Raw genomic sequence first — 7,818 nt, forward strand, 5'->3', positions numbered from 1 at the left:
CCGAGCGGTCGCTCGACGGGGGCGCGGCGTGCGCTCGGGGAGGGCGCGTCACATGTTGATCATGTGACCGGCGAGGCCGTGGATGGCCTCCTTGACCGCCTCGCCCAGGGTCGGGTGGGCGTGCACGTTGCGGGCGACCTCGTGGACGGTCAGGTCCCACTGCTGGGCCAGCGTCAGCTCCGGCAGCAGCTCCGTGACCTCGGGGCCGATCAGGTGGGCCCCCAGCAGCTCGCCATGGGTGCTGTCGCTGATGACCTTGACGAAGCCGATCGGGTGACCGAGCCCGTGCGCCTTGCCGTTGGCGGTGAACGGGAACTTGGCGACCTTGACGTCGTAGCCCAGGTCGCGGGCCTGCGCCTCGGTGTATCCGAAGGAGGCGATCTGCGGCTGGCAGTAGGTGGCGCGCGGGATCATGGCGAAGTCGACCTCCATGGTCTCCGCCCCGCCGATGGTCTCGGCGGCGATCACGGCCATCGTCTCGGCGGCGTGCGCGAGCATCAGCTTGGCGGTCACGTCACCGATCGCGAAGATGTGCTCGACGCTGGTGCGGCCGCGGCCGTCCACCGCGATGGCGTTGCGGTCGGTGAGCTTGACCCCGGTGTTCTCCAGGCCGTAGCCGTTGACCCGCGGCGCGAAGCCGATCGCCTGGAGCACCTTGTCGGCCTCCAGCACCTGCTGCTGGCCGTCCTTGGTGACGGTGACCCGGACCTTGGCGTTCGGGTCGCTGTCGTCGATCGACTCGACCCGGGTGGAGGTCAGCACCTCGATGCCCAGCTTGCGGTACTGCTTGGCGAGTTCGGTGGAGACCTCGACGTCCTCCAGCGGCACCACGCGGTCCAGGAACTCGACGATGGTGACCTTCACGCCGTAGTTGTGCAGCACGTAGGCGAACTCGACGCCGATCGCGCCGGCGCCCGCGATGATGATGCTCTCCGGCAGCTGCTCGGTGAGGATCTGCTCCTCGTAGGTGACCACGCGGTCGCTCAGGCTGGTGCCGGGCAGCAGGCGGGTGGTGGCACCGGCGGCGATGACGCAGTGGTCGAAGGTGACGACGTCGAAGCCGCCGCCGCTGAGCGCCACCTGGAGGGTGTGGTCGTCGACGAAGGTGCCCCAGCCGTCGTACTCGGTGATGCCGTTCTTCTTCATCAGGTAGTGGACGCCCTTGACCCGGCCGTCGGCCACCGACCGGCTGCGCCGGAAGGCCTCGCCGAAGTCGAAGGTCACCTGGCCCTCGACCTTGATGCCGAAGGTCTTGGCCTCCTTGGTGAAGATGTGGGCGAGCTCGGCGTTGCGCAGCAGGGCCTTGGAGGGGATGCAGCCGACGTTGAGGCAGACGCCGCCCCAGTACTTGGCCTCGATGACCGCGACCTTCAGCCCCAGCTGGGCCGAACGGACGGCGGCGGTGTAGCCGCCCGGGCCCGCGCCGAGGACGACGACGTCGTAGTGCGTGCTCATGTTGCTGACTCCTCCGAGGGTGTCACGGTGTCGTGATCTCGGTCCCATGGTGTCAGGACCGTGCTCGGCGCACCCACCGGGTCTCGGCGGATGCGCCCCGCGCGGCACCGTACCGGCCCGCGGCCGGATTTGTCAGCGGTCTCCGCTACGGTGACGGCACCCGTGGCCACCAGGGGCGATGACGGAGGGAGGTCCCGGATGGAGCAGTCGCGTACGGCGGTCGGGTGGGCCCGCCGGCCAGGGGTGGCGGTGGGCCCACCCGGGCGTCAGGCCGCCACGCCGTGGGAGCGGTCGCCGTTGGTGCCGCCGATACCCGTCGCGCCCGCGCCGGCGCCGGGCGCCGCCTTCGCGGCCGGGCGCTGGGCCGGGACGGGCCGGTGCAGCGAGGAGAGGTCCCAGGCGTAGGTGCCGACGGCGTTCGCGATCACGTCGATGTTGACGTCGAAGGCGCCCATGTCGATGTTGCCCAGGTTGTCGCAGGCCTTGTGGTAGCACGGGTCGTACGCGACGCCGGCCGTACCGCCGTAACGGGCCGCCTGCTCAGGGGACTTGACCTTCTCGGCACCGGTGTCGGTGCCGCCGGCCGGGATGCCCGCGTCGATGAACGGACCGTAGTCGGAGCGGCCGTCGAAGGCGGTCGGGTCGTGCGGCAGGCCCCGGCCCTCCAGATAGCCGTTGATGTCCCGCTCCAGCTGGGCCGAGCCCTCGGGGCCCGCGTCCCCGCCGGCGCTGCCGGAGCCGTTGTAGACGAACTGCGCGTAGTTGGGGGACGCGATCATGTCGAAGTTGAGGTAGAGGCTGATCTTCTTCTTCTCCGCGTCGGAGAGGGAGTTCACGTACTTCTCGGCGCCCTTGAGGCCGAACTCCTCGGCCGACCACCAGGCGAACCTGACCTTGTTCTTCACCGGGTGGACGCTGAGGTTCTTCGCGACCTCCAGGATTCCGGCCGTGCCGGAGCCGTTGTCGTTGATGCCCGGCCCCTCGGGGACGGAGTCGAGGTGCGCGCCGACCATCACGGTGTGGTTCGGGTCGCCGCCGCGGGTCTCGGCGATGACGTTCCAGGTCTTGCGCTGCTCCATGAAGGTGCGGATGTCCAGGGTCACCCGGACGGGCCCGGCGGCGGCCTGGGCGGCCAGCGCCTCGCCCGCGGCCTCGGTGATCCCGCCGGTCGGGATCCTCCCCGCCGTCGGCTCGCTGAGCGTCCCGTTGAGGCTGCCCTCAGTGTTGTTGTAGATGATCGCCCCGGCCGCCCCCGCGCCGGCCGCGGCGGCCTGCTTCTCGGCGAAACTGCACCCGCCGCGCCGGATCAGGGCGATCTTGCCGGTGAAGGCGCCCGCCGGGTAGTCGGCGGGCGTGCAGCCGGTGGTGGCGCCGACCGGAGCGACCGCCAGGTCCGCGGTCAGGCCCGCCTCCGGACCGCTCACCGAGTACGTCATGGCGATCACCGGCACCGACTCGGCCTTCGGGGAGACCACGTCGAGGTGCTCGGAGCGGGCCTCGAAGTAGGTGTAGACGAACTCCTGCTTGGACACGTTGAGTCCGGCCCGCCGCGCCTGCTCGTAGACGTACTGCGCGGACTGGTCGTGCCCCTTCGAACCGGCCGGCCGGGTACCGCCGTTGCGGTCCGCGATCAGCTGGAGCGCGGCCAGCGTGGCCCGGGCGTCCCGGGCGCTGCTCGCCTCGACCAGCCGGGAGGCCAGCTTGGCGCCCTTGCGCGCCGGGTCCGGGTCGGCCGAGGCGCTGCCGGCGCCGGCCAGCAGCAGCGGGGCGACCAGGGCGGCGACGGTCAGGGCGGCGCCCGTACTCCGCCGGGTGGCGGCGGTTCGCGGGCGTCCTGGGGAAGTGGTGCGGTCGTACGGGGTGGAACGGTCGAGCGAGGAGGTGGAACGGTCGAGCGGCGAGGTGGAGCGACGGGTGCGCAGCATCAGGGCGACTCCTTCCGACGGGCCGTGAGGGTCATGATTGGACATGATCGGAATCCCGTTGCCAAGCCTTTACGCACACCTTGCGGGATGCGGACCGCAGCGCACGCGGCGATATTGGAGGGGTGGGGGCGTCTCATCCAGGAGTGTGACCAGATGTCCATGATGGATAAGCTCAAGAGCCTGCTGAAGGGCCACGAGGACCAGGCCGACAAGGCCGTCGACAAGGCGGGCGACGCCGTCGACCAGCGCACCGAGGGCAAGTACAGCGGGCAGGTCGACGCCGCCCAGGAGCAGCTCAAGAACCAGTTCCGCGACCAGCCGCCCCAGTAGCGGCGGCTCCGCGGGGCGCCGGCCCGGCTGACCCCGGCCGGGCCGGGGTCGGTCTCAGTCGCCTGACCCGTCGCCCTGCGCGTCGTCCTGCGCGTCCGCGCCGTCCGTGCCGTCCGCGCCGCAGTTCTCGCAGCTGCCCGGGCCGGTCCGCTCGCGCAGCCGTCCGCACTCCGGGCACACCCGGTCCAGCCAACAGGCCGGCTCGCCGCCTTCGTCCACGTGATCGGTCACGCGATCGATTCTGCCCGGGCATCGGTGCGGCTGCGAGTAGACACTGTCCACACGCAACTGGCCGCCTCGACGCGCTCGCCCGCGCCTACCTCGGCTTCGCGGCCGCCAACCCCGGCATGTTTGAGCTGATGTTCCGTCACGACCTGCTAAAAAGCAGCGGCATCGAACTCCGCCGCACCACCCTGCCGCTGTTCCTCACCTTCGTCGGCCTGGTCACCGAGGTGCACCCGCAGTCCGACGATCCGGCCGCCGCCACCGCCGCCCTCTGGTCCAACCTGCACGGCCTCGCCCAACTGCGCACCTGGGGCAGCCTGCGCCTCATCACCGGCGACGACTCCGTCGAGCCACTGCTGCGCGCCACACTGGACGCCCACCTCGGCCCCTCGGCCCGATGAACCCGCCACGGCACCACCGGGGGCTCGTCCTGGCCGCGAGCATCACCGGAGCCGTCCCGTCCGACCCGTTCAAACGCGCTCGGGGAACGGCACTTTCATGATCACTTGGGTGCGCAAGGCGCGGCAGCACAGCCGGGTCGGCCGCAGACCGGTGACACAGCCACACTCAGCGCCCTTGTTGCGGATGGCCGCCCCGGATACTGGGCCGCAGGGCCCTGCCCTCCTGGTACCGTCCCGGGAGCGGGGAGGCCTGCAGCTCGACTCGAATCCGCCGCTCCCGCCAACGCACTGCGCGACACGGAGGCCTCGCGCAGCACAAGAAGGAGTTCCGGTGGCTCGCCAGGATGACGTCGGCAGGTTCCTGTACTGGTCCGACCGACAGGTGCGCGGTCTGGCCGGCGACAACGGGATCTCGCTCGGGAAGTGGACGCTGACCTCGGTTGGCATGCCGTCATCGGTCGGTGGTGCCCCTGTACCGCAGGTGTCGGCGGCTCCGCCGGCCAAGGAGCCGGACCGCCGGGAGATGGCGATCCGCATCCGCAAGGCCTTGGGCCCGCAGACAGCGGTGACCTTCGACTCGCCGCCGCCCGCCCAGTTCGCCGAAGGCGTCGGCCGAGTCGAGTTCGCGCGCTTCATCGGCGGGCCTGCCCGGGACAAGGGTCTACTGCTTCACACGCGGACCCACAGTTCCAGCGGGCAGCGAGTCGACCTGGTCCTGTTCGGCAGCCTCGACAACACGCCCCACTTCAGAGCGTCCGACGCGCCGGAGAGCGGGTGGTCCTCGTCGGCGTGGTTCGCGGTGTCGAACCTGCTGGAGGCCCGACGCGCTGATCCGGAGTCCTTCTGGGGCGACTCGCAGGCTCTGGCCGTCGAAGCGCTGAAGATCGCCCTGTACCAGGGCAGTTCACGCCCCGATGAAGAGCACGCAGGCCGCCCCTGGACTCGTGGGTTCACCCTCGGCTCCGCAGACCGCTGCGAGTGGTTCGCCGTGATCTACGAGGACATCGTCCTCGACCCCGGGCGCTGGACCTTCCACGATGAGGGGCTGGTCGGCACGGAGCGCATCCTGATCGGCGCCCCGGTCTGGGTCCGCACGGCGAGTCCGGAGTCGCTCATCCGATACGCCGAGCTTCGGCAAGCAGACAACGCTCCGAGACAACGACGCCTCCGGGTCTGGCCGTTCGGGCGCCGCCGCACCACACCCGCCGAACTCGGCCCGCCCGCGTCGCCGAGATAGCGACGCGGACAGCGGTGCAATGAACCCCGCGACAAGGTCCTCGACCTTTCCCGGGGACTCACCTCCGCCCGTCCGCTGCGTTTCACTCCGGGAGGACGTCAGGCCGCGGGGACGCTGGTCGCCGCGCGGCTGCCCGGACGGGCGGCCGGACCGACGGCCGGTGGGGCTGCCGACCGGGCCGCCGGTCCGGCGTCGGGCGCGCGGCCGGAGGCCGCCGGCCGGCGCTGAGCAACGCCCGTGCCGTCAGACCCCGGTTTGGTTCACACCCCGGTGGCGCCGTCGACGGACTCCCTGAGCAGGTCGGCGTGGCCGTTGTGGCGGGCGTACTCCTCGATCAGGTGCACCAGGATCCAGCGCAGCGAGACGCTGTCCGCGCCGATCACCGCGGCGATCTGCGGGGAGAGCGGGCCGGCCGCCTCCAGCGGCTTGTCCGCGGTCAGCTCCCGGCCCCGGTCGACCTCCGTCTGCCAGTCCCGCAGCGCCTCGGCCATCCCGCGCTCCGGGGCCAGCCCGTAGCCGTCGGCGTTGTCCGCGCCGTACACCGGCGGGACGTCCTGCCCGGCGAACACCCGCTGGTACCAGGTGCGTTCGACCTCGGCGAGGTGCTGTACCAGTCCCAGCAGGGTCATCGTGGACGGTGGGACGGACGCCAGCCGCACCTGGTGGTCGTCGAGGCCGTCGGCCTTCCGGGCGAGCGTGGCCCGCTGGAAGTCCAACCAGTTCTCCAGCGTGGTGCGTTCATCGGTGTGCGGGGGCGGGATCGGCCGCCCGTCCGGGGTGTGTGCCATGGCCCCCACCCTGGCACACACCACCGACAGTCCCGCGCGGACTCCGCGACCGTGTCAGTGTGGCGAGCAGCGCGAGCTGCACGGCCGCGCCCACCGCAGGCCCGAGCCACACCCCCGACACCCCCAGCGGCCCGGACAGGGCCGCCGAGGCGGCGAGTTGGGCCCCGAGACCGAGCAGGACGGAGACCACCAGCGGGCGCCCGGCGCCCGCCGCCTGGTGCACTCCGCCGACCGCCACCACCAGCGCGTACGGCAGCAGGTAGAGGGCCGCCGAGCGCAGGAAGCCGACGGACTGCGCGGCCACCGCCCGGTCCTCGGTGAAGAGCGCGGTCAGCGGCACGGCGAGCGTGACGGCGAGCAGCGCCGCCACCCCACCGAGCAGCGCGGCGAGGCATCCGGTGGCGCGGCGCAGGGTGTGCAGCGCGGCGACCTCTCCCGCGCCGGTCAGCCGTGCCGCCTCGATCGCGGCGGCCTGGCGCAGCGCGTAGAAGGCCATGGTGGCGACGAGCAGGACGCGGTAGCCGAGGCCGTAGCCGGCCACCGCCGCGACGCCGAAGCCCGCGACCAGGCCGAGTTGGGCGGTTCCGACGGCCATCCGGGCGGTGAAGTCCAGACCGAACGGTGCGCCCGCGCGCAGGATCCGTACCGCCGCCGCGCCCGCTCCCCCGGTGCCGCCGGGGTCCTGCGGCCGCGGTTCCTCGCGTCTCACCGGCTTCCGTAGTCGCCGCCAGCGCCGCACTCGCAGGGTGACGGCGAGGGCGATCGCCCGGGAGAGGACCAGGGCCAGGGCGGCGCCCGGCACGCCGAGGGCGGGCAGCGGCCCCGGGCCGAGGATCAGCAGGGGGTCGAGGAGGAGCAGCAGCGCGTTGGAGAGCAGGGCGATCCGCATCGGGGTGCGGGTGTCGCCCGCGCCCTTGAACAGCTCGTCGGCGACGCGCTGGCCGACGAAGAGCGCGAAGGCCGGGAACGCGACGGCGAGGTAACCGGCGGCCTGTTCGGCGGCTTCGCCGTCCAGGAAGGCGCCTGCCAACCGGTCGCGCAGCAGGAAGCCGGGGACGGCGAGCGCCGCGCTGACGGCGGCACAGAGCCGCCAGGCCGCGCGGGTGGTCCGGGCGGCTTCGGCGTGGTCGCCGGCACCGAGGGCGTGGGAGAGCCTGACGCTGGTGCCGGAGGCGACCACCAGGACCAGGCCGAGCAGCAGGTTCTCGACGGTGCCGGCCAGGGTGACGGCCGCGACCGCGGCCCCGCCGAGACCGGCCACCCAGAGGGCCCCGATCACCGAGGCGATCACCCCGGACAGCAGCTCCGCGTAGACGGGTACCGCCAATGCCGTGAGTCGGCGCAACTGGCCGCGCATGCCCTTCCATACCTTTCTTCGTGGGATCGTTCTGGTCATTCGTAAGATCAGGGCACCCAGGGATGCCGGGTGTGGCTGTCATGTCATTGCCGCGTCCGTG

The 7,818-nt window shown here is 72.1% G+C and carries 8 protein-coding genes; 3 read left to right on the forward strand and 5 right to left on the reverse strand.

The features are described from left to right. Positions 1-48: 48 nt before the first annotated feature. Entirely contained in the window at positions 49-1,455 is a 1,407-nt protein-coding gene (gene lpdA, locus ACFRQN_RS38755; protein WP_074003526.1) for a dihydrolipoyl dehydrogenase, read from the reverse strand. 266 nt (positions 1,456-1,721) lie between these two features. Next, complete coding sequence (locus tag ACFRQN_RS38760; protein WP_380745309.1) at positions 1,722-3,380, reverse strand: M28 family peptidase; 1,659 nt, start codon at positions 3,378-3,380, stop codon at positions 1,722-1,724. A gap of 153 nt (positions 3,381-3,533) precedes the next feature. Between ACFRQN_RS38760 and ACFRQN_RS38765 the strand changes: the two genes are divergently transcribed. Continuing rightward, entirely contained in the window at positions 3,534-3,710 is a 177-nt protein-coding gene (locus tag ACFRQN_RS38765; protein ID WP_049656309.1) for an antitoxin, read from the forward strand. Between the two features lie 54 nt (positions 3,711-3,764). Here ACFRQN_RS38765 and ACFRQN_RS38770 read toward each other — a convergent pair whose 3' ends face one another. Continuing rightward, positions 3,765-3,941, reverse strand: a complete 177-nt coding sequence (locus tag ACFRQN_RS38770; protein WP_380745311.1) for a hypothetical protein — start codon at positions 3,939-3,941, stop codon at positions 3,765-3,767. Between the two features lie 20 nt (positions 3,942-3,961). Between ACFRQN_RS38770 and ACFRQN_RS38775 the strand changes: the two genes are divergently transcribed. Next, positions 3,962-4,336 (forward strand): TetR-like C-terminal domain-containing protein, encoded by a 375-nt coding sequence (locus ACFRQN_RS38775; RefSeq protein WP_380745317.1) that lies wholly within the window; start codon positions 3,962-3,964, stop codon positions 4,334-4,336. A gap of 331 nt (positions 4,337-4,667) precedes the next feature. Further along, positions 4,668-5,573: a hypothetical protein gene (locus tag ACFRQN_RS38780; protein ID WP_049656307.1), complete on the forward strand. Its 906-nt coding sequence runs from the start codon at positions 4,668-4,670 to the stop codon at positions 5,571-5,573. A gap of 260 nt (positions 5,574-5,833) precedes the next feature. Here ACFRQN_RS38780 and ACFRQN_RS38785 read toward each other — a convergent pair whose 3' ends face one another. Together ACFRQN_RS38785 and ACFRQN_RS38790 are read right to left on the reverse strand one after the other, a co-directional pair. Beyond that, on the reverse strand, positions 5,834-6,361 hold the full coding sequence (locus ACFRQN_RS38785) for a DinB family protein (RefSeq protein WP_380745313.1): 528 nt from the start codon (positions 6,359-6,361) through the stop codon (positions 5,834-5,836). Beyond that, positions 6,312-7,718, reverse strand: a complete 1,407-nt coding sequence (locus tag ACFRQN_RS38790) for an MATE family efflux transporter (protein WP_380745315.1) — start codon at positions 7,716-7,718, stop codon at positions 6,312-6,314. The genes ACFRQN_RS38785 and ACFRQN_RS38790 overlap by 50 nt, the downstream gene beginning before the upstream one ends. Between the last annotated feature and the right edge of the window lie 100 nt (positions 7,719-7,818).

It is taken from the genome of Kitasatospora sp. NPDC056800, assembly GCF_042789775.1.
In the GTDB taxonomy this organism is placed as follows: domain Bacteria; phylum Actinomycetota; class Actinomycetes; order Streptomycetales; family Streptomycetaceae; genus Kitasatospora.

What these genes read in the sequence shown, in the direction of transcription:
- lpdA (WP_074003526.1), bottom strand. Translation starts at nt 1,455, where the DNA reads ATGAGCACGCACTACGACGTCGTCGTCCTCGGCGCGGGCCCGGGCGGC.
- ACFRQN_RS38760 (WP_380745309.1), bottom strand. Translation starts at nt 3,380, where the DNA reads ATGCTGCGCACCCGTCGCTCCACCTCGCCGCTCGACCGTTCCACCTCC.
- ACFRQN_RS38765 (WP_049656309.1), top strand. Translation starts at nt 3,534, where the DNA reads ATGTCCATGATGGATAAGCTCAAGAGCCTGCTGAAGGGCCACGAGGAC.
- ACFRQN_RS38785 (WP_380745313.1), bottom strand. Translation starts at nt 6,361, where the DNA reads ATGGCACACACCCCGGACGGGCGGCCGATCCCGCCCCCGCACACCGAT.
- ACFRQN_RS38790 (WP_380745315.1), bottom strand. Translation starts at nt 7,718, where the DNA reads ATGCGCGGCCAGTTGCGCCGACTCACGGCATTGGCGGTACCCGTCTAC.